We start from the raw sequence: 24,798 nt of genomic DNA, 5'->3' as shown, positions 1-24,798 counted from the left end.
TTTCGTCGCTGTAGCGCCATCATCACTGTGAACCTGTCCGAGGAGAAGACATGGACTCTCGATTGAATGCTTTTCTTGAGCGTGCCGATGCGGTGCTGGCTCGCATAGAGCCCTTGTTGCCTGCTCCACGGCCGGCTATCGATTGGACCCGAACGCTGGCGGCCCGTTGGCAGCGCGACGGGCGCAGTGGTTACCTGCTGCCGCTTGAAGTCAGCCTCGACATGCGCCTGTCGGACCTGATTGGCGTGGATCGTCAGGTTGAACAGCTGGGTCGCAACACCCGCCAGTTCATCGATGGCATGCCGGCCAACCATGCGTTGCTGTGGGGCTCGCGTGGCACTGGCAAGTCGTCTCTGGTGCGCGCGTTGCTGGCCGAACATGCCCAGCATGGCTTGCGGTTGATCGAGATCGAGCGCGATCACCTGGCCGATCTGCCGCGGGTGGTCGAACAAATCGCAAAGCTGCCGCAGCGCTTTGTGCTGTTCTGCGATGACCTGTCGTTCGAGTCCGGGGAGGGCGATTACCGCGTTCTTAAAAGCGTGTTGGACGGGTCTCTGGAACAGGCGCCGGACAACGTGCTGTTGTACGCCACCTCCAACCGCCGTCACCTGGTGCCGGAAAAGGAAAGCGACAACGAGAACTGGAAGCGGGTCGATGGCGAGCTTCACCCCAGCGAGGCCGTAGAGGACAAGATCGCCCTGTCTGACCGTTTCGGGTTGTGGCTGTCGTTTTATCCGTTTACCCAGGAGCATTTCCTCAACGTGGTGGAGCACTGGATCGGCGAGCTGGCGGCCAAGGCCGGGCTGGCCTGGCAGCGTGATGAAGCGCTGGATGTGCAGGCAGTGCGTTGGGCCACCGGGCGCGGCAACCGCAACGGACGTTGCGCTTATCAGTTTGCCCGATATTGGGTGGGCCTCAAACTTCTGGAGAATAAGGCATGATCGATTTGAAAGGCACCGGCGAAGGTCTCGACGGCTATGGCTTGTTAGCGGCACAGCTTGAGTCCTTGCTGGCCGATGAGCGGGACTTCATCGCCAATGCCGCGCAGTTTTCGGCCTTTCTGTTCAGTCAGTTGGACGACTTGAACTGGGCCGGCTTTTACCTCAATCGCAACGAAGAACTGGTGCTGGGCCCATTCCAGGGGCAGATCGCCTGCGTGCGAATTCCCTTTGGCCGTGGTGTGTGCGGGACAGCGGCGGCGACCCGCCAGACTCAGCGTGTTGAAGACGTCCATGCCTTTGCCGGGCATATCGCCTGCGACAGCGCGTCGAACAGCGAACTGGTGGTGCCGCTGGTCAAGGGCGGGCGCCTGATCGGCGTGCTCGACCTGGACAGTCCGAAACTGGCACGTTTTACCGAGCATGACCGGGCCGGTATCGAGCAACTGGCCGATATCTTCCTGCGCCTGACAGACTGCTGACCCGCTTGCCGTAGCAGTTGGCCAAAGCTCGGACCGCGTTCGGCTCGGCAGCGCCTACAACGGCGGCTTTCATGCCTTCAGTCCGGCCTTGTCCAACAGGCTGTCCGGGTCGACCTCATCGATCTGGCGCGGATCGAGAAACTGGTTGGCGTAGCTCAGGTAGATCTTTTCATCGATGAACAGCCCGAACAGCTCTGGATCGATGTGGGCGTCACGGCACATGGTGGCCATGATGCCCAGGGCTTCACTCAGTTTCTTGGCCTTCTTGTAAGGACGATCGGCAGCCGTCAGTGCTTCGAAAATGTCCGCAATCGCCATCATGCGTGCCGGCAGGCTCATCTCCTCGCGTTTGAGCCGCTTGGGATATCCCGTGCCGTCCATCTTCTCGTGATGCCCGCCAGCGATCTCCGCCACGTTGCCCAAATGGCTGGGAAAGGGTAACTGGCTGAGCATCAGGATTGTTTGCACCATGTGATGGTTGATGACGTAACGCTCTTCACGCGTCAGCGTGCCTCGTTTGATGCTGAGGTTGTAAAGCTCGCCGCGGTTGTACTTCCAGGGCGGCACGTCGAGCTGGAACCCCCACGGGTTGTCTGTCGGGATCAGCTCGGCTTCGTGCCGCTCCAGCAGGTGCTCGGGCTTGTCCGCCAACAACCGTTCAGTGACTGGAAGCGCAGGCTTGGGCGTGCGTGCCTGGCGCCGGTTCTCTTCCCAGGAAACCCCCAGGCGGTCATCCAGGGTCCGGGTCCAGGGGCGTTGGGCGATATCTTGCAAACGTTGCAGGTCGGCGTCGGCCATGGCCTCGGAGCCGAGGTTGCAGCGGGCGACGAAAGCAAAGTCGTCATCGAGGCTGGCCAGTGTGGCGTCGCGTCGCTGGGCCAGGGATGACGGCTCGCCACCCGTTGCCAGGGCCTGCCAATAATCGACCCAGGCGTCGCGCTTGAGCACCTCGAAGCGCGTGCGGATCTCGTGGATCCGGTCGTTCAGGGTTTCCAGTTTGGTGGCTTTGTCGACCACGTATTCGGGGGTGGTGACCTTGCCGCAATCGTGCAGCCAGGCGGCGATGTGCAGCGCTTCCCACTCATCTTCCGTGGGACGGTAGGCCTGGAATGCCGACGCCTGGCTGGCAGCGGCGGCCTGGGCGAGCATCAGCGTCAGGGCTGGCACCCGCTGGCAATGACCGCCGGTGTAAGGACTCTTGGCATCGATCGCCCCAGCCAGCAGTTGAATGAACGAATCGAGCAGTTGTTTTTGCCGGGCTTGCAGGCGCTGGCCTTCAATGCTCACGGTGGCGGCGCCGGACACGGCCTGCAGGAAGGCGATGCGGTCTGGCTGCAGTTTTTCCAGGTCGGCTTCGGTGCCGCTGTCGGTTATCAGCAACACCAGAACCCCGACGGTTTCCTGGTGACGATTGCGCAGGCGGATGCCGATCAGGTGAACCCGTGGCGCATCCAGTGCCAGCAGGACACTCTTGAGGTCGCCGACCTGCTCGAAGCCCAACGAGGTGACGAGGTTGTCCGAGGCGTCCAGTTGCTGCAGCCATGGCGGGCTGTCCTGTGCCTTGAGCGCATGACCTTGCAAGCCGAAGGCAGCAAGGTCCCGAGGCCTTCCATCGATGACCAACCCATAGGGCCTGACCTGATCGTCATCGTTCTCGCGCAGGTAAATCAGGCCGGCCTGGGCCTGGCCGATTTTCACTGTTTCGAACAGCACCCGCTCCAGCAACGGGGCAAAGCGGGTTTCGGCGCGCAGACTGGCGGTGATTTCGAAGAAGCTTGCCAGGGTCTCTTTCATTCGCGCCATCGAGACGCCCAACTGATCGACCTCCAGCACGGGGGAGCGACGGGACACCGGGTAGTTGAAATCGAAGCTGCGGATGGCGTCCGCCTCCTGCACCAGTGCGCGCAGGGGCTTGACCAGAATCCTGGAGGTCAACCAGCCCAGGGGCAGGCACAGGAGCAGAGTGGCGAGGGTAATCAGCGCGCCTTGCCAGCGCATGCGATAGGCATCGGCCAGCAACTCATCCTCAGGGACCAGCAACGCCAGTTCCAGGCCCTGCGGCCCGCCTTCCTGCATGTGGCTGCGCGAAACGATCCATTGGCGTCCACCAGCCTCCAGGCGTGGGGTGTCGGTGTTGTCGTCGAGTGCGGCGGCGATGGCCGGGCTGAGGTCGCGTGCCTTGATCAGGCGTGCCGACTGGGTGTCGGTGATCAGCCGATGACTGTCGGGGTAGGCGACTGTATTGCCCTGGGGGTCGAGCAGCACAATTTCGGTGCCGGCGGTCACCCTGTGCTTGGCCAGGGTCTGGGACAGGGACGCCAGGGTCAGGTCGGCAGCGATGACCGCCTGTTCGCCACTGCGCCGGGCGAGGGTGGTGCCCAGGTTTTGGGTGGAGAAGAATACGTAGGGTTCGGTGGTGATTTGCTCGGCGCTTCCCAGCGCGCTGCGAAACCAGCCTCGGTTGCGTGGATCGTAGGATTCGTCGGCAATGTCCTGACGGCTGACGAGCGTCAGGCTCTGGTCGTAGAACAGCGACTGGGCACGAACCTGGCCGGGGGTAGCTGTCCTATCCACGGTCCAGACCTGGTAGGCCGCGTTGGCCGGTGCTTTCAGCGCGGTCTTCAGGGCTTCGGTACGCAAGGGACGGACCATCAGGAAGTCGCCATTGCTGTCGCCCAGGTACAGCGACGCCAGGTTCGGGTTGTCCCGCAGCGCCTGGCTGAAGGGGGCGAGCAGGGCCAGGCGCTGAGCGATCCTGGGTTCACGTGTCGCCGGGTAATCGGCTAGCAGGCCCAACAGGTGGCGGATGGGTTCATAGGTGTCATACAAATCCAGGCGTACGTCCTGCTCGATGCGGTTGAACAGTTTTTCACTGCTGGACAGGATGATTTGTGTGGTTTGGTGATAGTTGAAAATGCCTAGCACCACACCGGTCAGCAGCAGGAGCAACGTAAACATCACGCTGATGTGTACGTGCAAGGGGAACCGGCGTTGTTGCGGACGCGGTGCGCTGGGCATTGCAGTCACTCCAAGTGTTGATGGGCGTTCCCAACTCATTCCCTGCCGCGCCGGGGGAAACCAATCGAGAACGCCCCTGGTGCGCACTGCTGAGCGATCAGCATAGTAAACGCTGGATTATTTTGCCTTGGCGATCTCTGTTTCCAGGGCGCGCTCCAGTTCGGTCATGGCCTGGTCGAGCGCCTCGGTACATTCGCCAATGGGTTGCGCACCCTGTGCCTGGTGGCAGGCGTGTTCCAGCGCCTCACATCTTTGTATCAACGAGGTCGCCTGCACGATTCGGGCGACGCCTTTTATTTTGTGCGCGGCCTCGGTCAGTGCCTGTCGGTCCCCACTGCGGGCAATATCGAGCAACTCCCGGCGGTCCGAGCGATTGCTGCTGAGCAGTTCTTCCAACAGGCGCCGGATGGACAAGGGGTTGCCACCGGTCAAGGTCTGCAGGCTTTGCACATTGAAAGCCTTGGGCCGGCTGGTGGATCTGACTGTTTTCATCCATTGGCTCAGGGCGCTCAGGCTGATCGGTTTGAACAGGCAGTCGTCCATTCCGGCGTCCCGGCAGCGTTGTTTTTCCTCCGGTTGTGCGTTGGCGGTAAACCCCAGGATGGTGCAGCGCGGCAGTTCGCGTTCGCACTCATGGCGACGAATCGAACTGGCCAGTTCGTAGCCACTCATGATGGGCATGTTGCAATCGGCGATGACCAGGTCGAAATCCCCTTCATGCCAGGCTTTGAGTCCTTGTGCGCCATCATGGGCGACCTGATGGTGATGACCCAGGTACTCCAGTTGTTGCGACATCAACAAGCGATTGGCCGGATGGTCATCCACGACCAGAACGCTCAAGGCGGCCGTGGCCGTTTCAACGACAGGTTCCTGGGGCACGCAAACCGTGGTGGTCGGCAGGGTAGTCAGTTGCAGTGAAATCTGGACCCGGGTGCCGATGCCCGGCTCACTGCTCATGTGCAGACTGCCGCCCATCATCTGACACAGGTTGCGACTGATCACCAGGCCAAGTCCTGCGCCCGTTCGCGCCATCCGGCCGGTGTTGTCGACCTGGGAAAACGGCTCGAACAGACGTTGCAGGTCTGCCGCACTGATGCCGATGCCGCTGTCGCTGACCTCCAGTTGCATGTGCAGGGTGTCATCCGGGGCGGCCGGAGACAGTTGGACCTTGATTTGAACTTGACCCTGTTCGGTAAATTTGAGGGCATTGCTGATCAGGTTCGAGAGCACCTGTTTGAATCGCAAGGGATCTATCAGGACGTCCGGGTTGCCTTCGGCCGGGTCGAACAGCAGCGACAATGCCAGGTTCTTCTGTCGAGCAACGCCTTCGAAAACCCGTATGACTGATTGCAGCAAGGCCCTGAGATTGACCCGCTCGGGCGCCAGGCTCAGGTGACCTGACTCGATCCGTGCAATGTCCAGGATGTCGCCGATCAGCTCGAGCATGCCGGAAGCCGATTCGTACGCCACTTCTATGGTCGAACGGTCCAGATGGCCCTTGTCGGCATGTTTCAAAGCCAGCTCCAGCATGCCGATCACCGCGTTCATGGGGGTGCGGATCTCATGGCTCATGGTCGCCAGGAACGTGCTTTTGGCGCGGTTCGCATTGTCGGCCCGCTCCTTGGCGGCGCGCAGTTCGTCGAACAATTGGCGTCGTTCGCTGATGTCGATCCAGCCGCCAATGATGCCCTGTACTTCGGCGTTTGAGTTGCGATAGGGGAGAATCCAATGGTAGATGGTCAGCTTGTCAGCCCCGATATGTAACGGGCGATCCAGGACCAGCGGAGTGCCTTCGGCCATGACCCGCTGATAGTCCGCCTGGTACTCCTGCGCTTCGAAAGCATTGCTCATGGACCCAGGCATGACGTTCTTGCCGATGACCTCTTCGCGTTTCACGTTGAACGTCTGCAAGTAACTGTCATTGCAACTTTGCAGGAAACCGTTGCGATCTCTGACGTAGATCGGGTGGGGGGTGCCGTTGAGCAGCGAGTGCATGAACTCAAGCTGGTCATTGAGGGCCAGCTCCGCCCGTTGACGTTGCCTGATCTGGCGCTGCATGTAGGCATTCCATGCCAGCGACAGCAGCAACAAGAGGCCGACGCCGGCGACGATCTGGAAAAACAGGCGGTTATAGGTGCGCCACGCGTGTTCCGATGCCGACACGTAACCTCGCCAACGATTATTGATCACGCCCAGTTCGTCCGGGTCGATGCTGGTGAGGGCTTTGTCGAGAATGGAGTTCAGCTCCACGGCGTCTTTGGCAGTGGCCAACGAGAACATGGCCTGGCGGGTTCCTACGGTGCTGCTGATTTGCAAGGTGTCTCGCAACGAGTGCGACGAGATGAAGTAGTTGGCCATGACCAGAGAGTTCACGCTGCCATCGATCTGGCCCTTGGCGAGCATTTCAACGGCATGGAGAGGGTCGTCGGTTTCGATGATCTTGATGTCCGGATACTGGCTGCGTAGCCATTCAATGACCGGATTGCCTTGAGTGATGGCCAGGGTTCGGTCGCCGAACTGGTCGAGGGTTGCCGGGGTGTCAGATTGCTTGCGGGTTAGCAGGACGAATGAGCTGTCGACGTAGGGGCGGCTGAACTTCAACTGTTGCTGCCGCGCGCTGCTCGGCAAAAGCGCTGCAATCATGTCGGCCTGACCGTTCAGGACCGCGGCAATCATTTCGCTATCATTCTGAGTGCGCTGGATCTCCAGGCGGATGCCGGTGCGCAACCGGATCAGCTCCAGCAGGTCGGCACTGATGCCGCGAAAGTCACCATCGGAGTCGAAAAAAGTGAAGGGCGCCGCGGTTTCGTTGACCATGACTCGCACCACCGGGTGCCGTGCCAGCCAGCGTTGCTCCCGGGCGGTCAGTTGTATCTTGTGTTCCGTGAGATACAAGTCGCTGCCAGCGCTCCAGCGTTTGGAAATGGCCGCTTGCTCGGTGATGGAAATCTGGTTCAGCGTGGCATTGATGGCCTCCAGCAGCCGGGTATCGTGACTTCGAACCGCGAAACCGAATCCATAGGACTCATGCTTGCCGAAGCTGGCCATGCGGATGTTGCTCAGGTAACCCTTGCTGATCATGTAGTGGGTGGAAATGGTATCGCCGAGAAAGACATCCGCCTGGCCGAAAGCGACGGCGTTTATGGCGTTCTGGTAGGAGGGGTAGGTGCTGATGATTGCCTTGGGGTAAAGCTTTTCGATTTCCCGCAGCGGCAGGTAGTGATAAACCATGCTCAGCCGCAATCCCTGGAGATCTTCGGTCAGGGAACGGCTTTCATTCGTCCGGGTGACGAGAACGGGCTGGTCCACTGCATAAGGGGTCGATAGCACAATGCCGGGGGTGCGCGCTTCGAAACCATTGGCGGTGCCGAGCAGGTCGATTTTTCCATTCTTGAGGGCCGCAATGGCCTCGTCCCGGGAAGCGAAACGCAAAACCCGCATTGGCAGACCGATCGCCCTGGCGATGACGCCGGCGTAGTCGGCAGTCATGCCCTCGTAGTCTTGCCCGCTGGTGGACAGATCGAAGGGCGGATAATCAGGGGCAGACGTTCCCAGTACCAATTCCTGCCGGTCCTGTAACAGGCTACGGTGAGCGTCATCCAGCAGGACCTCGACATGAGCCGCCGTCGAACGACCCAAAAGCGTGTAGTGCTCGGGCGTGCCCGGCGTCGCCATGAGGACGTGCGCATATAACCCCGCGCTTAATAGCAGGAGGCATCTACTTATGCATTTGAGCATCCGGTCTTTTCTCACACCAGCGCGTTGCGCTTCGCCATTTCAATCAGTTCTACCAGGGACTTGACCTTGAGTTTTTGCATCAATCTTTTTTTGTAAGTGCTGACAGTCTTATTGCTGAGAAACATACCTTTGGCTATTTCCTTATTGGTACGGCCCTGAGCAAAAAGTTGCAGCACCATCAACTCTCGGTCATTGACACTTTTGAACAGATCCAGCTCTATGCTGCGAGGATCATCCTGGCGGACCGGGTTCAGTGCCTGGCTGGGGAAATAGTTATAACCGGACAAAACGGCCTTGATTGCGCTGACCAGCTCGCTGAGGTCTTCCTGTTTACAAACGTATCCAGAGGCACCGGATTGCATGCACCGGATACCGAAAAGCGTTGGGGACTGAGCGGTGAGCACCAATGTTTTAAGGGGCGTGGTCATGGCGTTGAACCGTGAGAGAATTTCCAGCCCGTCAAGCCTGGGGATGCTGATGTCCAGAATGACCAGGTCCGGCATGCATTCGCGCACCATTTGCATCGCATCCACACCGTTGTCAGTTTCCCCTACGACTTTATAGCCCTCATGCTCCAGGAGCATGCGAACGGCGAGGCGGATGACCGGGTGGTCGTCGACAATGAAAACGGAGTTCATGAATAAAGTCCCTACGAGCTTAATAAAGCGCGCACCTTAGCCCAGTTAATGCCGGGGTCGTATGAGGAGACAGGCATACATATTCAATTTCAGAAGTTTCCTACAAAAAAAGAGGCGGGGTACTACGATGTGATTGGGTTTTTAGTAGGTGAATGAACTAGGAAGGGGAATTATTGCCCGTTTTGAAGGGGAGATTTCTTTCAGGATGTTGTTTATACAAACAAATAGAGGAAGGGTTTTATTCAGTATTAAATGGCAGGCCATCGACTTTTCAGAAACGAGTACGACGCTTCATTGCCGTTTACCCCGCCCCGAGGGGCGGGCCTGCCAAACCTCAATGACTGTGCCTTCGCATCCAGGCTTGCCGCCGACGCCCTCTCATTGGCGAGTACGGCCCGTCATCTCCTGAGCCATTTCGCTGGCGTAGCTGTCAGTCATCCCGGCGATAAAATCGATCATCCGCAAGAATGCACCATGCAACGAACCGTTCGGATCGGGCGCGTTGTTACCCAGCAGGTCGAGAATTCGCCGATTCTTGAACGAAGGCGTGCGACCGCCATGTTGCTCCAGGGCGGCGCCGCAAAATCCGTTGAGCAGGATTTCCAGCGTGGTGTAGGCGCCGATCTCATGCAGGGTCTTGCGCTTGTCCTGGAAGATTTTCTTGCGCGCCATGTCCTTGGCATTCAATACGCAACGTTTGGCTGGGCCATGCATGTGTTCCACCAGGTCCCCTGGCAGCGTACCGGCCAGCAATGCTTGCTGCTGCTCGACGAAAGCCCTGGCTGCGGCGTTGGTCAGATGTTCGATGGCCTTGCCCCGCAGGATCGCCAGTTTGCGTCTTCGCGAGTCCAGTGGTCCAAGTTGACGGTAAGTGTCCGGGAGATCGTCGCCCACCAGGTCCAGAAGCAGCGACTCCACTTGCGGGTATTCCAGCAGCTCCATTTCCACGCCGTCTTCCAGGTCGATCAGCGCGTAGCAGATGTCATCGGCGGCTTCCATCAGGTAAACGAGCGGATGCCGTGCCCAGCGCTGGTCTTCGAGCTGAGGCAGGCCGAGCTTGTGGGCGATCTGTTCCAGCAACGGCAGTTCGCTCTGGTAGCAACCGAACTTGTGCTTCTTGTAGCCCAGGGAGTCCGCGTGACGGGCGGTCCAGGGGTATTTGAGGTAAGTGCCGAGGGTGGCATAGGTCAACCGCGTACCACCGTCGAACTGGTGATATTCAAGCTGGGTGAGCACCCGGAACCCCTGGGCGTTGCCTTCGAAATTGAGAAAGTCGTTGCGCTCGGCCTCGGTCATGGCGTCGAGCCAACCGCGGCCTGCGGCCTGCTGGAACCAATAGCGGATGGCGTCTTCACCGGAATGACCGAATGGCGGGTTGCCGATGTCATGGGCCAGGCAGGCCGATTGCACCACCATGCCCAGGTCACTTGGCTCGCACCACTCAGGCAGGGCGCTGCGGATGGTTTCTCCCACCCGCATGCCCAGGGAGCGTCCGACGCAACTGACTTCCAGCGAATGGGTCAGGCGTGTGTGGATGTGGTCGTTGCTGGAGACCGGATGCACCTGGGTCTTGCGTCCCAGGCGCCGGAACGCGCCGGAAAAAATGATGCGGTCATGGTCTTTGTGGAACGGGCTGCGGCCCAACTCTTCCGGGCTGTGCAGCGTTTTTCCGAGGCGCTCGCGAGTCAGCAAGGTGTGCCAATCCAAGGCTGGTTGCTCCGTTTGATAAGGTCGATGTCCTAGCTTCGCGGTTCGCGGGGCACCTCGCAAGACCTATAGGCTATTGCTACGTCAGGGTTTGCGCACACTTTTGGCCAGCTTGATGAGCGGCAGCAGGGTCGTTGCCAGCCGGATCAGTCCCGTCAGGCTGCTGGTGCGGCCGCTGCGGGTCCGTTTGCCGGTGAGAAAACCGAGCAAGGACACCGCCGCCACGCCCCAGAGCGGCGCGTGCTTGATGCCGAAGCCCTCGTGCCAACTCTGCGTGAAACCGCGCACCCGCTGCAGAGGTTGCAACAGTTGACGGGTTTCCTGGCGGATTTCCTGTCGGTGCATTTCCATGCGCAGACGTACCAGCGCCTTGCGCATTTCCTGGCGGGTCCGGGCTTGAGGAATATCAGGCAGGCTCATGGCAACAGGCGCTCCCGGTCGTTGGCCAATTCTTCCAAAGTGGCATGGAAAGGGGAGGACTCGTCATAGATCGCTGCCTTGAGTCGCAGGCCGCAGAACAGGGCGGCCAGCAGATAAAACAGGCACAAGCCAATAATCCCCGCCAGACGATAGGTATCCCATACCAGGATCAGTACCAGCGCCGACAGCCCCACCAGTAGCAACAACGCAAATACCAGCGCCAGCCCGGCGAACAACAACAGGCTGACTGTGCGTGCTTTCTGTTCCTGCAATTCGATGCCGAACAATTCGACATGACTGTGCAGCAAGCCAAGGAACGCGGCGCCCAGGCGGCGTGCTGTAGGTTGTGTGCCCGCTTCGGACGAGCCGGATTCGTCAATGCCCATCATTAGCGCCGTGTCGCCAGCAGGCCGATCAGAAAGCCCACGCCCGCGGCGATGCCGACGGATTGCCAAGGATTGGCCTGAACGTATTCCTCGGTGGCGATCACCGCCGCCTGGCCGCGCTCACGCACCGAGTCTTCGGTCAACTTCAGGGTCTCGCGGGCGCGCAGAAGGGTTTCATGGATCTGACTGCGCAGCTCATCGGCCTGGTCGCCAGCCAGTGTCGCGGTGTGATCCAACAGCCGTTCGGTGTCGCTGACCAGCGTCTGAAAATCTTCCATCAGGATTTCTTGAGCAGTCTTTGCCTGGGTTCTGGCCATGGGGGAATCTCCGTAAGTGACGTCTGAAGCGTTCGAGTATGAGCCATACCGGAAGGTTCAGTGAAACTGACTGGTACAACTTTTGCTCAGGGTTTTGCCATGTACTGGTGCGTCCCCCTGCGCCTGTGCGCTGAAGCTGGGCGTCAGCCCGCAAAACCTTAACCCAGAAAAACAAAATCCGCGAAGCACTCCAAGCGCAACACCGCATTGTCGATTTTTTGTGCACTCATTCGGTTCATCGGTTTTTCGGTAGTCAGATGAGATGTCTCGACTTGGTGCGTCGTCTGGGTGGGCGAACCGGTTTGGTGCTTTTTTCAACTTTTCAGGTCTGCCAACCATGGAAAATATGCAAAGCGCTGTGGACACTCTGGTCCACAGCTCCAACACGCTGTTCATTTTGCTCGGTGCGGTCATGGTTCTGGCGATGCACGCCGGTTTCGCGTTCCTTGAAGTGGGAACTGTCCGACAGAAGAACCAGGTCAATGCACTGTCGAAAATTCTCAGTGATTTCGCCGTCTCCACCCTGGCCTATTTCTTCGTGGGCTACTGGGTTTCCTACGGCGTGACCTTCCTGCAACCTGCTGCGGCGCTCAACGTCGATCATGGTTACAGCCTGGTGAAGTTTTTCTTCCTGTTGACGTTCGCCGCCGCGATCCCGGCGATCATTTCCGGCGGTATTGCCGAGCGTGCCCGATTTGCCCCTCAGTTGTGTGCCACGGTGTTGATCGTCGCGTTTGTGTATCCATTCTTCGAAGGCGTGGTCTGGAATGGCAATTTCGGCCTGCAGGCCTGGTTGCAAGCCCAGTTCGGCGCTGGCTTCCATGATTTTGCCGGTTCGGTGGTCGTGCATGCCATGGGCGGATGGCTGGCGCTGGCGGCCGTGCTCTTGCTGGGGCCGCGTAACGGCCGTTACCGCGACGGTCGTCTGGTGGCGTTCGCGCCATCGAGTATTCCTTTCCTGGCCTTGGGTTCGTGGATCCTGATTGTCGGCTGGTTCGGCTTCAACGTGATGAGCGCCCAGACGCTGCCGGCGGTGAGCGGGTTGGTGGCGATCAATTCATTGATGGCCATGGTCGGCGGGACCGTGGCGGCGTTGGTCGTCGGACGCAATGACCCCGGCTTTCTGCACAACGGTCCGTTGGCCGGGCTGGTAGCGGTCTGTGCCGGTTCGGACCTGATGCACCCGATCGGCGCACTCGTGACCGGCGCTATCGCCGGTGCCTTGTTTGTCTGGTTTTTCACCGCGGCCCAGGGCAAGTGGAAGATCGACGATGTGCTCGGTGTCTGGCCGCTCCACGGGTTGTGTGGTGTCTGGGGCGGCATTGCTTGCGGGATCTTCGGCCAGAGCGCTCTGGGCGGCCTGGGCGGGGTCAGTTTGATCAGCCAACTGATCGGCACCACGCTGGGCGTTGTCGTTGCCCTGTGCGGCGGGTTCGCGGTCTATGGTGCGATCAAGGCTGTGGTGGAACTGCGGCTGACTCAGGAGCAGGAGTACTACGGCGCCGACCTTTCGATCCACAAGATCGGCGCGGTCAGTCAGGACTGATCCTAAGGCTCTTTGTCCTGATTCCCAGGATAAAAACCGTGTAGCAAGCGATAGCGGTCGTGGCGGACCTGATCCACATGCTGCTGGACCTGCTGGTTCGGCAGCCCGAGCATGATCAGGGCGTGGGAGGCCAGCATCAGGCTTGACTCCAGCAGCTCCGGGACCACTTCGCTGGCCCCGGCAGCCTGCAACTCCGCCAATTGGCTGTCATCGCGGGTACGCACCAGAATCGGCACCTGGGGATTGAGCCGACGGGCTTCCTTGAGCACGCTGATGGCGATGTCGGTTTTGTCCACGGCGATCACCAGCAGCTTGGCGCGACTCAGTCCGACGGCGGCCAGCAGGTCGCCTCGGCGTGAATCCCCATAGTGCACGCAGCTTTCCCCGACGCTGGCTTCCTGAATGATGACCGGATCGTCGTCCAGGGCCACGAACGCCTGGTGTTCCCTGCGTAGAAACCTGCCGATTGACTGGCCGACGCGGCCATACCCGCAAATAACCACATGGCCGGACAAATCGGCATTGAGTGCGCTTATCTGGTCCAGCTGTGCCTCTTCGTTGGGTTTGCGGTGCAGGCGGGCTGCAATGTGCGGCGCGGCACGCAGCAGCAGTGGCGTCAGCAGCATCGAGCAGAAGGTCGCTGCCAGCAGCAGGCCGCTGATGTCGGCGGGCATGAGGCGGTTCTGCTGCATCAGTGCCATCAGGGCAAAACAGAACTCGCCGCCCTGGGCCAGGGCCAGGCCACTGCGCCAGGAGGTTTCGCCGTCGTCCCCTTGCCATTTCACCAGCACTGCGACCACGCAGCCTTTGATAAGCATCAATCCCAGGGTCAACCCGAGGATCAGCAAGCCGTCCTCCACAAACAACTGCAGATCGATCAGCATGCCGATGCTGACGAAAAACAGCCCCAGCAGAATGTCGCGGAACGGCCGTATGTCTGCCTCGATCTGATGTCGGTAATGGCTTTCCCCCAACAACATGCCCGCCAGAAACGCCCCGAGGGCCGGTGACAGACCCAGCAGATGGGTCAGCCAAGCCGTCAGCAATACGATCACCAGGGCCAGCAGCACGAACAGCTCAGCGGACCGGGATTCGGCCACTTCATGGAACAGCCGCGGCAGCAGTAGACGACTGGCCAGCAGTAAACCGCCGAACAGCACCAGGGTCTTGCCCAGGGTCAGGGGCAACGCCCAGTACCATGGTTGCTCGCTGCTGCCGGCGAACACGGGGACGAGGGTCAACAGCAACACCGCGACGACATCCTGGAACAGCAGCACACCGATTGCGTTCTGGCCATGGCTGCTGAATATTTCCCCCAGGCTGGTCAGCTCCTTGCTGACAATAGCGGTGGATGACAAGGCCAGCCCGGCGCCGAGCAGCATGGCGGCGACAGGCGGGGCGCCGAAGAGCAGCAGCAGACTGCCCAGCAGTATCCCTGAGCACAGCACCTGCAGGCTGCCAAGGCCGAACACGACCCTGCGCAGTTCGATCATCTTCGCCAGGGAGAACTCCAGCCCCAGCGAGAACAACAGGAAAACCACCCCGAGCTCGGCCAGGTCTGGCAGTTCCTCGCTGTCGTTCACCCAGTCCAGGGCGGTGGGGCCGACCGCCAGACCGACACAGAGATAACCCAGTACCGGCGGCAGGCGCAGTCGCCTGAACAGGGCGATGACCACCAGGGACGAGGCAAGAATGATCAGCAGATTGGCAAACAAGGGGTACTCCGTTTCAAGGTTTGCGCCACACAGCGTAGAAGGAAAATAAGCGCCGGGCATTGCCGGAAAAGTATTGGCGCTCAATGATTTGCACAGCGTTTTACCGAAGCACTGTCAGATTTTCTACCCGGCTCGACGGTTTTGCAGGGTGGGCCTAGAATGACCGTCTCTCTTTAGTGGGTCTACCTGCCATGCCTCCTGAATGCCAGTTGTTCGGCACCCTGGGTTGTCATCTTTGTGAAGTTGCCGAAGGTGTATTGATGTCTTTCGTCGAGCATGGATTGTTGGTGGAGCTGGTGGATATCGCCGAGAGCGAGGTTTTGTCCGAACGTTATGGGCTGCGAATCCCGGTCCTGCGCCGGATCGATACGGGCGCGGAACTGGATTGGCCTTTTGACGATGCTGATCAGGTGGCCGCTTTCCTGAGTTGAACCCTGCCATACGTCGAATCCAGGCACTGCCATTGGCGAAAACTCCCTTCTTCGGTTACTGTATGCCCATACAGTTATCTGGAGTGCGTCCCTTGGTCAATGTCGAACAACTGAAAAACAGCGTGAACAGGATGTCCGTGGACGTTGTGCGCGAGGCGGTCCAGGAGTTGCGCCTGGACGGGCTGGTAACCGAAGGCAAGACGCCCTTCAACAAACTGCATTTCAACACCTGCTTCGCCGAGATCGAAGCACTGTTCCAGCGTGCCGGCTACCACAAGCAACTGGATGTGGTGGGTTACCAGGGCCTGTTGTATGCGTTGTACGATCCGGGTCGCTGGGAGGCGGTGGAAGTGCTGCGCTGGTTGAAGGAGTTCACTGAAGCGGCAGCAAAGACGACGTCGATCCCGGCGTGAAGCAATCATTGCTGGGCTGACATGGGCGGCTGGCGGATAATGCCGCCCTGCCAAAAGATTAGAGTTTTCAATGTCCCGGTCATCATTTTGCGCCGCTCACCATCAGGCCAGTACCTTGTATCTTCCGCCCGGCTCCTGGCAGACGGTGCTGGAGTGCCTGTGCGAGCATTTCAGCACCATCAGTCGCGAGCAGTGGCTGGACCGCATCACCCGGGGGCGGGTATTGGACGGCGAGGGCAGGGCCATTGCTGCCGACCTGCCGTACCGGGAAGGCCTGCGCATCCACTACTTTCGTGAGGTGCCTGACGAGAAGCCGATCCCGGTCGTGGAATCGATTCTGTATGCCGACGAACATCTGGTGGTAGCAGACAAGCCGCATTTTCTGCCTGTCACTCCAGCGGGCGAGTATGTCGAGCAGACCCTGTTGCGACGTCTGATCCGACGTCTGGACAATCCCCATCTGGTGCCCTTGCACCGTATCGACCGGCATACGGCGGGGCTGGTGCTGTTTTCAGCCAACCCGCAGACCCGTTCGGCTTATCAGTCGCTGTTTCCAACGCGCAAAATCGAGAAACGCTACCAGGCCATAGCCCCTGCGTTACCTCAGATGACCTTTCCTCGGGTGCATAAGAGCCGAATGATCGATGGCGAGCCGTTCTTCCGGATGCAGGAAGGGCCGGGCGAGCCCAATACCGAAACGGCCATCGAAGTCCTGGAAAAGAATGGCGAGTTGTGGCGCTACGGTCTGTCTCCGGTCACGGGCAAGAAGCACCAGTTGCGAGTGCATATGAATGCCCTCGGGGCGGCTATCTGTAACGATCCGTTCTACCCGGACGTGCTGCGGGACGTAGAGGACGATTACGCCAACCCGCTCAAGCTGCTGGCCCAGGGGTTGAGTTTTATCGATCCTGTCACCGGCCAGGAACGTGCTTTTCAAAGCGATATCAGCTTGCAGTGGTGATCGGAGCTGACTTTCGAACAGGCATCAAAAAGCCCGCAAGTATCGCGGGCTTTTCTGTAGCTGGCTGTGGCGTTGAAGGTTACAGGTCTTTAACGGTACGAACCTGATCCTTGTTCACGCGAGTCTCTTTACCGTCCAGTTGCTCGAATTCGTAGAAGCCGGTGTCTTCGTCGTACTCGGGGGTGTCGACGGCCTGGATTTCGCGACCGTCATTCAAGGTAATCACTGTTGGCGATGCGCACCCGGCGAGAGTGGCGAGGCCCAGTGCGAGCATGAAAGTGGCGAGGGTCCGTTGAGTCATGGTGTTTCTCCGAAATAGGATTCTTCAAGTTACTGACCTTCAGACGTATACAGCGCGCGCAAGTTCCTGGCTAGTGTCAATCTGACACACCTTTGTAGCCGCTGAGCAGTTCAGGCGTGTTCAGATTTGCCAGGCGAATATCGTTGGCAGGGCATTGCAGTGCAGTCGCATGCAACGCCCGCATGATGCGGCCCGGGCTGCGTTCGCCTTCGCTCCAGGCCTGTTCGAAAGCCGGGGCCAGCGCCACAGGAATGACGCACAGCAACGGTTCCCAATGTTCACCATGACGTACCATCAGTGGCTTGTCGGGATGCTGGCTCGCCTCGCTGAGCATGCTGTCGAGCAGGCTGGAGTCGATCTGCGGTACATCACACGGCAGCACCAGCAGAGAAGGGTATCGTGCCACCTTGAGGCCCGCCCGGATGCCTGCCAACGGACCGGGGAAGCCCCCTTCATCGTCATGCACCAATTGATCGGCATACAGCGCATAGCGTTCCGGATTGCGGTTGCAGGAGATAATCAGATCGTCGCTCAGTGCGCGCGTCCGTCGATGCAGATGGGCGATCAACGGTTCGCCCTGCCACTGCAACAGGCCTTTGTCCTGCCCGCCCATGCGTTGTCCGCGCCCCCCCGCCAGCAGCAGGATGGAGCATGATGGCGGGGAAGTATTCGAGGTCATGGTGTGTCTCCGCACGGGCGAAAAAATGAAGCGCTGTGATATAACACCGGGCTGTTTCCTCTACAACTGGACGAGCCTATGAAAGCCAAGGCTGATGTACCTTTCGTGCCGCTCAATATCGCGGTGCTGACAGTCAGTGATACCCGCACCCTTGAAACCGATACGTCGGGGCAGGTTTTTGTCGATCGGCTCACGGCGGCCGGTCACAACCTGGCGGCGCGGGTTCTGCTCAAAGATGATTTGTACAAGATCCGCGCGCAAGTCGCGAACTGGATCGCCGAGGACGTGGTGCAAGTGGTGCTGATTACTGGCGGCACCGGTTTCACGGGGCGCGACAGCACTCCGGAAGCCGTCGCGTGCCTGCTGGACAAACAGGTCGACGGCTTCGGTGAACTGTTTCGCCAAATATCGGTGGCGGACATCGGCACTTCCACCGTCCAGTCTCGGGCGCTGGCAGGTCTGGCCAATGGCACGCTGGTTTGTTGCCTGCCTGGCTCAACCAACGCGGTGCGTACTGGCTGGGACGGGATACTGGCCGAGCAACTGGATGCGCGGCATCGTCCGTGTAACTTCGTGGCCCATCTGAAACAGGCAGCGCCTTGTGAATCCCGTGGGTAAACCGGGCAAGGCCGGTGCCTTGATGGCCGTGGAGGTGGCGTTGGAGCGTTTGCTCGAGATGGCGGCGGCTACGCCGATTGTCCAGCGTGAACGTTTGCCTTTGGCCGCGGCGCAAGGCCGGGTGCTTGCAGAAGATCTGGTATCGACCCTTGATTTGCCGCCATGGCCCAACAGCGCCATGGACGGCTACGCGTTGCGGCTGGCTGACTGCACAGGTGAGCCCCTGGTGGTCAGTCAGCGAATTTTCGCCGGCCAGGCCCCGGAGCCGCTGGCTGCAGGAACCTGTGCACGGATCTTCACCGGAGCGCCTGTCCCTGCCGGCGCTGACTGCGTCGAGATGCAGGAAAACGCCGTGGTTGAAGATGACCTGCGCATACGCTTTACCGAGCTGATGGTGAGCGGGCAAAACATCCGCCCGCAGGGGCAGGAGGCAACTGTCGGAGAAACGGTTCTTTCCTGCGGTACTCGCCTGGGGCCGATCGAGCTGGGGCTGGCGGCGTCTCTTGGCTGCGCGTCGCTGGAGGTGGTGCGCAAGGTGCGTGTTGCAGTGCTCTCCACCGGTGACGAACTGGTAGAGCCAGGTCAGGCGCTGGGCCCTGGCCAGATCTATAACAGCAATCGCGTACTGCTCTGTGGCTGGTTGCAGCAGCTGGGTTGTGAGGTGGTCGACGCAGGTATTCTGCCCGACGACTTGCCCGCCACCCGCCAGCGTCTGGGGCAGTTGTCGGATGTCGATCTGATCCTGTCCACTGGCGGCGTATCGGTGGGGGAGGCTGACTTCCTGGGGACCGCCTTGCGCGAAGAGGGTGAACTCGCGCTCTGGAAGCTTGCCATCAAGCCTGGGAAACCGCTGACGTTCGGGCATTTTCGTGGTGTGCCTGTGATCGGCCTGCCCGGAAACCCTGCCTCGACCTTGGTGACGTTCGCATTGTTAGCCCGGCCTTACTTGTTACGCCGCCAGGGTGTTCAGGCGGTAACGCCGCTCAAGTTCAAGGTACCGGCTGGCTTCGACTGGCCGAAGGCAGGCGGTCGACGAGAATACTTGCGAGGTCGCCTCGAGAACGGTCGGGCGATCATCTACCGCAATCAAAGCTCCGGTGTGCTGCGCAGCGCGGCCTGGGCTGAAGGACTGGTTGAGGTGCTTGAGGGGCGAACCCTGGTCGAAGGCGACGAAGTGGGTTTTATTCCCTTGAGCGAGGTCCTGGGCTAGCGCTGCGGCAGTGGGAGTATCCGGCCCGAGTCGAGTGCTCGGGCTTTTCATGCCCATCGGCTTTATCGCGAGAGCAGCATGACCAGTTGATCGAATCGACTGTTCGCAATCCAGCCCAGCAGGCCAAAGACCACCGCTGCTGCGCCTGCTGAATAGGCGAGCCTGTGGCGGATGACCTTCACATCGGTTCGGATTTCATCCATGTCTTTACGGATGTATTTAAGGTGAGTTTCCAGTTCAACGACGCGCGGTTCCAAATCAATTCCTCCTGCGGGATTACTGCAACTTTTGCATTCGTTTTGAACGTTGGCCTGTTCGCTTCCAAATGATGCGAGCTGCCGGGGCGACAGCTTGTATTTATGGCTATGCATGGGGCGTTTCATCCCTTTGGCCATAACTGTTCGAACCACTGTTCCGGCCCCTGCGGGCCGTGATGTATCCATCCATGGGTTAAGACATCCTTGTGTAATGAGCATTTAAACGATCCAGCACAACAGAGCACCAAAGTGTCTCAATACCGTTGACGGGTCAATTGAGCTGATTCGCCAGTTCTTGTAAGAAAATTCTTCGAGTCGAGAAGTGGGCGGCGGGGGCTGTCCGCCGGTTTTCCCCATGGGCGCGCGGCGCAGTCTTTTATTTAATTTGAATCGGTCCGGGCTTTTTCGGCCGTGTGAGTGGTCCCATTCTCTGAACCTTCCCATGACGGAGATAACAATGAGCAAAGGCAAGGCGCTGTTGATTTTGCATGGCAAGCAAGCGCTCAACGATGAGGTTCGCGCCGCAGTGATGCTCAAGCGCAAGCAGGGCTGGGACCTTGCGGTCCGAGTGACGTGGGAGGCTGGCGATGCCCGACGCTGTGTCGATGAGGCGCTGGATGCCGGTTACACGACGCTGATCGCCGGCGGTGGGGACGGGACCTTGCGTGATATCGCCGAGGCGATCGTGCGTAAATCGAGTGAGGTCAGCCTGGTATTGCTGCCGCTGGGTACGGCCAATGACTTTGCCCGTGCCGCCGGTATCCCGCTGGAGCCGGAGCAGGCCCTGGATCTGCTGGATGTCACGCCCCAGGCTATCGATTTGGGCGAAGTGGGCGGTCAGATCTTCCTGAATATGGCCACGGGTGGTTTTGGCAGCCAAGTGACGGCGAACACCTCCGAGGACTTGAAAAAGGTCTTGGGTGGCGCCGCCTATTTGTTCACCGGTTTATCACGTTTCAGTGAACTGAGTGCGGCCTACGGTGAGCTGCAGGGCCCGGATTTCCACTGGCAGGGCGATTTGCTGGCGCTGGGCATCGGCAATGGCCGGCAGGCCGGAGGGGGGCATGTACTGTGCCCTGAGGCGCTGGTCGATGATGGATTGCTGGACATCAGTGTCCTGCCGGCGCCTCAGGAAGTGGTCAGCACCCTGAAGGATTTGCTGGCCGGTGGCCTGGGGATCGACAACATGTTCGTGCGCGCACGCCTGCCATGGGTGGAAATCAAGGTCGCTCAAGGCCTGGATATCAATCTTGATGGCGAACCGTTGCAGGTCGACAGTTTGCGTTTCACTGTGCAGGCCAAAGCGCTGCGTGTTCACCTGCCCGCCGATTCGCCTTTGCTGAGTACCTCGGTGGCGCTTAATCGTCCAGGCTGATGATCTGCTCGCGCACGGCGAACAGCACCAGTCCGGCCACATCATGGATCTGCAGGCGTTTCATGATTTGCGCCCGGTGGGTTTCTATGGTCTTGATGCTCAAGCTCAGGCCGTTGGCGATTTCCCGGGTGGACTTGCCACGCACGATCAGCCGCAGGATCTCCAACTGGCGGGCGGTCAGATTATGAGCTTGGCCAGGATCGGGTTGCGGTTTCTGGGTACGGGTCAGTGCCTGGTTGATCACGGTGTGGGCAATGGCAGGGCTCAGGTAGCGTTCGTTGTTGCGCAGCGCTTCCAGCGCGTGTTCCAGCTCGGTGGCGGTGGTGTCCTTGAGCAGATAGCCATGGGCTCCGGATTCCAGCGCCTGCATGATTAACGCCGGATCGGTGTGCATCGACAGAATCAACACTTTGCTCTGGGGACGCACGCGCTTGAGCTGTTGCAGCGCGTCCAGGCCGCAGGTGTCTTTCATGGAGATATCCAGCAAGACGATATCTGGAACCAGCCGTTCAACCAGTTCCAGCAATTGCGTCCCGTCACTGGCTTCGCCGATCACGGCATATCCGGGCAGATCCATGACCAGGGCGCGCACACCGGCCCTGATCAGCGAGTGGTCATCTATCAGAAGCAAATTACAAATCAATGGAGAACCTTATTCTTGCTGGCCCGTTCCAGGGCGCGAGGTGTCCAGGGAAAGCTTGCCTCAATATGGGTACCTTTGCCGGCCTCGCTGATGACCTTCAAGGTGCCGCCCAGTTGTTCAACCCGCTCTGACATGCCGGCCATGCCGCGTTGTCCTTCGTGAGCGGGGTGGGAGGCCGGGACGAATCCCTTGCCATCGTCACTGATCAACAGGGTCAGGCCTTCGGGCAAGCGTTGCAGGCGCACCAGCAGGTTTTTCGCCTGGGCATGGCGCAAAATATTGGTCACGGCTTCCTGGGTGATTCGAAACGCGGCGACCGTCATTTCCTCAGGGATGCCGGTCATGCGTTGTTGGCAGTCCAGGCTCCATTTCAGCGGCGTATTAGCCAGCGTCTTGAGCAGGTGCGCGCGCAGGCTGGCTTCAAGTCCCAGGCTGGTCAGTTGTCTTGGGTTGAGAATGGCTGATACGTCGCGAACCTTATTGAGCGTTTCGTCCAGCGTCTCGCAGAGGATCGTGCACTGGCCGTGCAGTTCTTCCGGAATACGGCGCTTGAGCCATTCGCTTTGCAGTTTGGCCGCGGTCAGCAACTGGCCGATATCGTCGTGCAATTCACGGCTGAGCCTGTGACGCTCGTTTTCCTGGACCTCAAGCAACCGATCGGCCAATTCCTGGGGCTGGAACTTGATGGATTTGTGTGACAGGCGATGCTGGATCCAGACACAGGTCATGGCTGCGCTATTGAGCGCCAGCAAACTCAACGGGACGGTCGAGGCGAACAGATAGGCCAGCAGGCAGCCAAGGGTCGAGCAGACGCACAACAACAACGTGAAACGGCGGGCATTTTCTCGGGAGGGTGGCCAGGTGATGATTGACTTGAGGCTGGCGTACATGACGGATGGAGCCAATGAATGTTCGCTGCGGGCAGGCTGGTCAGCGTATCTGACAGGCCGGGACGGATAAACGTTTCAGGTCGAAGATGGCCTCAGTTGGCGGCTTAATGCCACTATCTTGAAGCCTCTGACGCGGGAGATAGTACCACTTCATATTTCGTTGGTCGCGTTCAGCATGGTGGCGTGAAAGTGCCAAGTGTCAGCCGCATCGGGTCGAACCGCACTCATCGGCCTCAGGCCTGCTTTTGTGAGTAGGGCACCAAACCCAGGGGGCGCGAAGCAGGCAATGTCTGGCCAGGACTCTGGCCTACCTGGAAGGCAAAGGCTTCGATCAACGAGGTCTGTTCGCTGCTGTCCAGGCTGAGCTGGCCGGTGGTGTGATCGACCAGTTCCAGTTGCCAGGCCATCAGGGTGAAGCAATCCTTCAGCGCGCCCAGCGCCTGCTCATGCAATTCAACGTGACTCTGCGCGTTGCTGAGCAAGCCATGGATATGCAGCGAAAATTCTGAAATGGCTTCCAGCGCCAGGGCGTCGGCCTTGTTTGCCAGCTTCAGCAAGGTGCTGAGCATGCAATCAATGGCGTCCCTGTCGTCGTTGATCAGCTGCAGATGGGTCAGGCATTCCTCTGACTTGGCCAAAAGCGTTTCGGCCTCGATCAGAAATTCGGGAAGGCGCTGATTCCAGTTTTTACGATCGTTCGGCATGCTTATCTCCACAACATCATGTCAGACGCAAGAAAATCGCGTGTGGCGAACGGCTGGACTTCTCGGCCGGCAACTAACGAAGACCCGCAGGCACTCTTTCGCCCGTAGACAAAGGCATGCGCGCAAACGATTGCACTGGCGGGATCGGCCAAATGGCTGGAAGTCCGGTGTCCTGCGGTCGCGCACAAAAGCCTGACTCCGTTCAGCAATGAGAATGGCGTCACATTAATGGCTATTGGATAGCGGGAATATCAGGTTGGACCTGATTGTCCCTAGGGGAAACCCCTAGGCGGGGGAACTTTGTGCGCAAACTGAGGTCGCGCAGCGGCAGAGCTGGGGGATGAAATCCGTGAAGCAAGTAAAGCATGATGCTAATGTGACATCAATGCCCTGCGCGAGATTTTATACAGGGGTCAAGATCCCGTCTGCACGGCCGATATCTCCTTCATGGATTCATCCGAACAAGCCCAGGAGTCATAGATGGCCGGCATTCTCGACACAGTAGATCAACGAACCCAACTGGTGGGTGAGAATCGCCTGGAAATTCTCATGTTTCGCCTGGCAGGGCGGCAGTTGTTCGCCATTAACGTGTTCAAGGTCCAGGAAGTGCTGCAGTTGCCGAAGCTGACGTTGATGCCGCAGCGCCATCCGTTTGTGTGCGGTGTAGTCAATCTGAGGGGCCAGACATTGCCGGTGATCGACCTGTCCCAGGCCATCGGTATGCGTCCGCTGGTGCCGGGAGCTAACAGCACCATTATCGTCACTGAATACAACCGTTCGGTTCAGGCGTTCCTGGTGGGCGGCGTGGACCGCATCGTCAATATGAACTGGGAAGCCATCTTGCCGCCCCCGACCAGCGCTGGGCGTGAGCACTACCTGACGGCGATCAGCAAGGTTGACGACCAGTTGGTGGAAATCATCGACGTGGAAAAGGTCCTGGCCGAAATCGTGCCTTACAACGCCAAGGTTTCCCGGGACAAGCTCGAAGATCCGGTACTGGAGCGCGCCCGTGGACGCGAAGTGCTGCTGGTGGACGACTCCAATGTCGCGCTCTCTCAACTGCGCGATACGCTGGGTCAGTTGGGTGTGAAGATGCACGTTGCCAGCGACGGTTTGAAAGCCCTGAACATGCTCAAGGCCTGGGCCGATACTGGCGAAGTGATGACCGACAAATTACTGATGATTTTCACCGACGCGGAAATGCCGGAAATGGACGGCTATCGCCTGACTACCGAGATCCGCAACGACCCACGTTTGCGCGGGCTCTACGTGGTGCTGCACACCTCGCTGTCCGGCAGCTTCAACGATTCAATGGTCAAGAAGGTCGGCTGCGACAACTTCCTCTCCAAGTTCCAGCCGGACAAGCTGGTTGATGTGGTGCGCCAGCGACTGATGCTCGACTGAGGCTGAT

Annotated in this window: 24 protein-coding genes; 10 read left to right on the top strand and 14 right to left on the bottom strand. The window is 59.4% G+C overall.

Features of this window, described 5'->3' with window-relative positions; all coding sequences use genetic code 11:
* Nucleotides 1-50 precede the first annotated feature (50 nt).
* Complete coding sequence (locus BW979_RS22035; RefSeq protein ID WP_047226377.1) at nt 51-941, top strand: ATP-binding protein; 891 nt, start codon at nt 51-53, stop codon at nt 939-941.
* Nucleotides 938-1,420 carry a GAF domain-containing protein gene (locus tag BW979_RS22030; protein ID WP_047226378.1) on the top strand — a complete coding sequence of 161 codons (483 nt, stop codon included), beginning with the start codon at nt 938-940 and terminating at the stop codon, nt 1,418-1,420. The genes BW979_RS22035 and BW979_RS22030 overlap by 4 nt, the downstream gene beginning before the upstream one ends.
* Before the next feature lie 69 nt (nt 1,421-1,489).
* Here BW979_RS22030 and BW979_RS22025 read toward each other — a convergent pair whose 3' ends face one another.
* The 7 genes from BW979_RS22025 to BW979_RS21995 all read right to left on the bottom strand — a co-directional run bounded on the left by BW979_RS22025 (nt 1,490) and on the right by BW979_RS21995 (nt 11,644).
* The gene (locus BW979_RS22025; protein ID WP_076385706.1) at nt 1,490-4,438 is read right to left on the bottom strand and encodes an HD domain-containing phosphohydrolase; all 2,949 of its coding nucleotides are present in this window, start codon (nt 4,436-4,438) and stop codon (nt 1,490-1,492) included.
* Nucleotides 4,439-4,555: 117 nt separating this feature from the next.
* Complete coding sequence (locus BW979_RS22020) at nt 4,556-8,176, bottom strand: transporter substrate-binding domain-containing protein (protein ID WP_076385704.1); 3,621 nt, start codon at nt 8,174-8,176, stop codon at nt 4,556-4,558.
* A gap of 11 nt (nt 8,177-8,187) precedes the next feature.
* A complete protein-coding gene (locus tag BW979_RS22015) occupies nt 8,188-8,814 on the bottom strand; it encodes a response regulator transcription factor (protein ID WP_047226381.1) in 627 nt (208 codons plus the stop codon).
* A gap of 378 nt (nt 8,815-9,192) precedes the next feature.
* A complete protein-coding gene (locus tag BW979_RS22010) occupies nt 9,193-10,521 on the bottom strand; it encodes a deoxyguanosinetriphosphate triphosphohydrolase (RefSeq protein ID WP_047226382.1) in 1,329 nt (442 codons plus the stop codon).
* 84 nt (nt 10,522-10,605) lie between these two features.
* Complete coding sequence (locus BW979_RS22005) at nt 10,606-10,941, bottom strand: hypothetical protein (protein ID WP_047226383.1); 336 nt, start codon at nt 10,939-10,941, stop codon at nt 10,606-10,608.
* A complete protein-coding gene (locus BW979_RS22000; protein WP_047226384.1) occupies nt 10,938-11,327 on the bottom strand; it encodes a phage holin family protein in 390 nt (129 codons plus the stop codon). The genes BW979_RS22005 and BW979_RS22000 overlap by 4 nt, the downstream gene beginning before the upstream one ends.
* Nucleotides 11,328-11,329: 2 nt before the next feature.
* Nucleotides 11,330-11,644, bottom strand: a complete 315-nt coding sequence (locus BW979_RS21995) for a DUF883 family protein (RefSeq protein WP_047226385.1) — start codon at nt 11,642-11,644, stop codon at nt 11,330-11,332.
* 337 nt (nt 11,645-11,981) lie between these two features.
* Here BW979_RS21995 and BW979_RS21990 point away from each other — a divergent pair, with 337 nt between their 5' ends.
* Nucleotides 11,982-13,190 carry an ammonium transporter gene (locus tag BW979_RS21990; RefSeq protein ID WP_076385701.1) on the top strand — a complete coding sequence of 403 codons (1,209 nt, stop codon included), beginning with the start codon at nt 11,982-11,984 and terminating at the stop codon, nt 13,188-13,190.
* Nucleotides 13,191-13,192: 2 nt separating this feature from the next.
* On the opposite strand, the gene BW979_RS21985 is transcribed toward BW979_RS21990, so the two are convergent.
* Entirely contained in the window at nt 13,193-14,905 is a 1,713-nt protein-coding gene (locus BW979_RS21985) for a cation:proton antiporter (protein ID WP_076385699.1), read from the bottom strand.
* A gap of 191 nt (nt 14,906-15,096) precedes the next feature.
* Between BW979_RS21985 and BW979_RS21980 the strand changes: the two genes are divergently transcribed.
* From BW979_RS21980 to BW979_RS21970, 3 genes are all read left to right on the top strand, one after another.
* Nucleotides 15,097-15,336: a glutaredoxin family protein gene (locus BW979_RS21980; RefSeq protein ID WP_047226388.1), complete on the top strand. Its 240-nt coding sequence runs from the start codon at nt 15,097-15,099 to the stop codon at nt 15,334-15,336.
* A 92-nt stretch (nt 15,337-15,428) separates the two neighbouring features.
* Entirely contained in the window at nt 15,429-15,749 is a 321-nt protein-coding gene (locus BW979_RS21975) for a transcriptional regulator (RefSeq protein ID WP_047226389.1), read from the top strand.
* Between the two features lie 70 nt (nt 15,750-15,819).
* The gene (locus BW979_RS21970) at nt 15,820-16,710 is read left to right on the top strand and encodes a pseudouridine synthase (protein ID WP_076385697.1); all 891 of its coding nucleotides are present in this window, start codon (nt 15,820-15,822) and stop codon (nt 16,708-16,710) included.
* A 79-nt stretch (nt 16,711-16,789) separates the two neighbouring features.
* Here the strand turns inward: BW979_RS21970 and BW979_RS21965 are convergent, their stop codons facing one another.
* Both BW979_RS21965 and mobA read right to left on the bottom strand, forming a co-directional pair.
* Complete coding sequence (locus BW979_RS21965) at nt 16,790-17,011, bottom strand: YgdI/YgdR family lipoprotein (protein ID WP_047226391.1); 222 nt, start codon at nt 17,009-17,011, stop codon at nt 16,790-16,792.
* Nucleotides 17,012-17,087: 76 nt separating this feature from the next.
* Nucleotides 17,088-17,690, bottom strand: coding sequence for a molybdenum cofactor guanylyltransferase MobA (gene mobA / locus BW979_RS21960; protein ID WP_076385695.1), 603 nt, complete (start codon nt 17,688-17,690; stop codon nt 17,088-17,090).
* Nucleotides 17,691-17,768: 78 nt separating this feature from the next.
* Between mobA and moaB the strand changes: the two genes are divergently transcribed.
* The gene (gene moaB / locus BW979_RS21955; protein WP_047226393.1) at nt 17,769-18,308 is read left to right on the top strand and encodes a molybdenum cofactor biosynthesis protein B; all 540 of its coding nucleotides are present in this window, start codon (nt 17,769-17,771) and stop codon (nt 18,306-18,308) included.
* A gap of 22 nt (nt 18,309-18,330) precedes the next feature.
* Entirely contained in the window at nt 18,331-19,518 is a 1,188-nt protein-coding gene (locus tag BW979_RS21950) for a molybdopterin molybdotransferase MoeA (protein WP_160892037.1), read from the top strand.
* A 62-nt stretch (nt 19,519-19,580) separates the two neighbouring features.
* Here BW979_RS21950 and BW979_RS27905 read toward each other — a convergent pair whose 3' ends face one another.
* Nucleotides 19,581-19,889, bottom strand: a complete 309-nt coding sequence (locus tag BW979_RS27905) for a hypothetical protein (RefSeq protein WP_225248412.1) — start codon at nt 19,887-19,889, stop codon at nt 19,581-19,583.
* A gap of 343 nt (nt 19,890-20,232) precedes the next feature.
* Between BW979_RS27905 and yegS the strand changes: the two genes are divergently transcribed.
* Nucleotides 20,233-21,150, top strand: a complete 918-nt coding sequence (gene yegS / locus BW979_RS21940; RefSeq protein WP_047226396.1) for a lipid kinase YegS — start codon at nt 20,233-20,235, stop codon at nt 21,148-21,150.
* Here the strand turns inward: yegS and BW979_RS21935 are convergent.
* The 3 genes from BW979_RS21935 to BW979_RS21925 form a co-directional block, all read right to left on the bottom strand.
* On the bottom strand, nt 21,134-21,793 hold the full coding sequence (locus tag BW979_RS21935) for a response regulator (protein ID WP_047226397.1): 660 nt from the start codon (nt 21,791-21,793) through the stop codon (nt 21,134-21,136). The genes yegS and BW979_RS21935 overlap by 17 nt on opposite strands.
* Nucleotides 21,790-22,683, bottom strand: a complete 894-nt coding sequence (locus BW979_RS21930) for a sensor histidine kinase (RefSeq protein WP_076385691.1) — start codon at nt 22,681-22,683, stop codon at nt 21,790-21,792. Before BW979_RS21930 ends, BW979_RS21935 begins: the two co-directional genes overlap by 4 nt.
* 233 nt (nt 22,684-22,916) lie before the next feature.
* On the bottom strand, nt 22,917-23,387 hold the full coding sequence (locus tag BW979_RS21925; RefSeq protein WP_047226399.1) for a hypothetical protein: 471 nt from the start codon (nt 23,385-23,387) through the stop codon (nt 22,917-22,919).
* Between the two features lie 480 nt (nt 23,388-23,867).
* Between BW979_RS21925 and BW979_RS21920 the strand changes: the two genes are divergently transcribed.
* On the top strand, nt 23,868-24,791 hold the full coding sequence (locus BW979_RS21920; RefSeq protein WP_076385689.1) for a chemotaxis protein CheV: 924 nt from the start codon (nt 23,868-23,870) through the stop codon (nt 24,789-24,791).
* Nucleotides 24,792-24,798: the final 7 nt, after the last annotated feature.

Origin of the sequence: Pseudomonas sp. A214, from assembly GCF_900156295.1 — a bacterium.
GTDB lineage: Bacteria > Pseudomonadota > Gammaproteobacteria > Pseudomonadales > Pseudomonadaceae > Aquipseudomonas > Aquipseudomonas rhizophila.
This window is presented reverse-complemented; position numbering and strand designations above follow the sequence as displayed.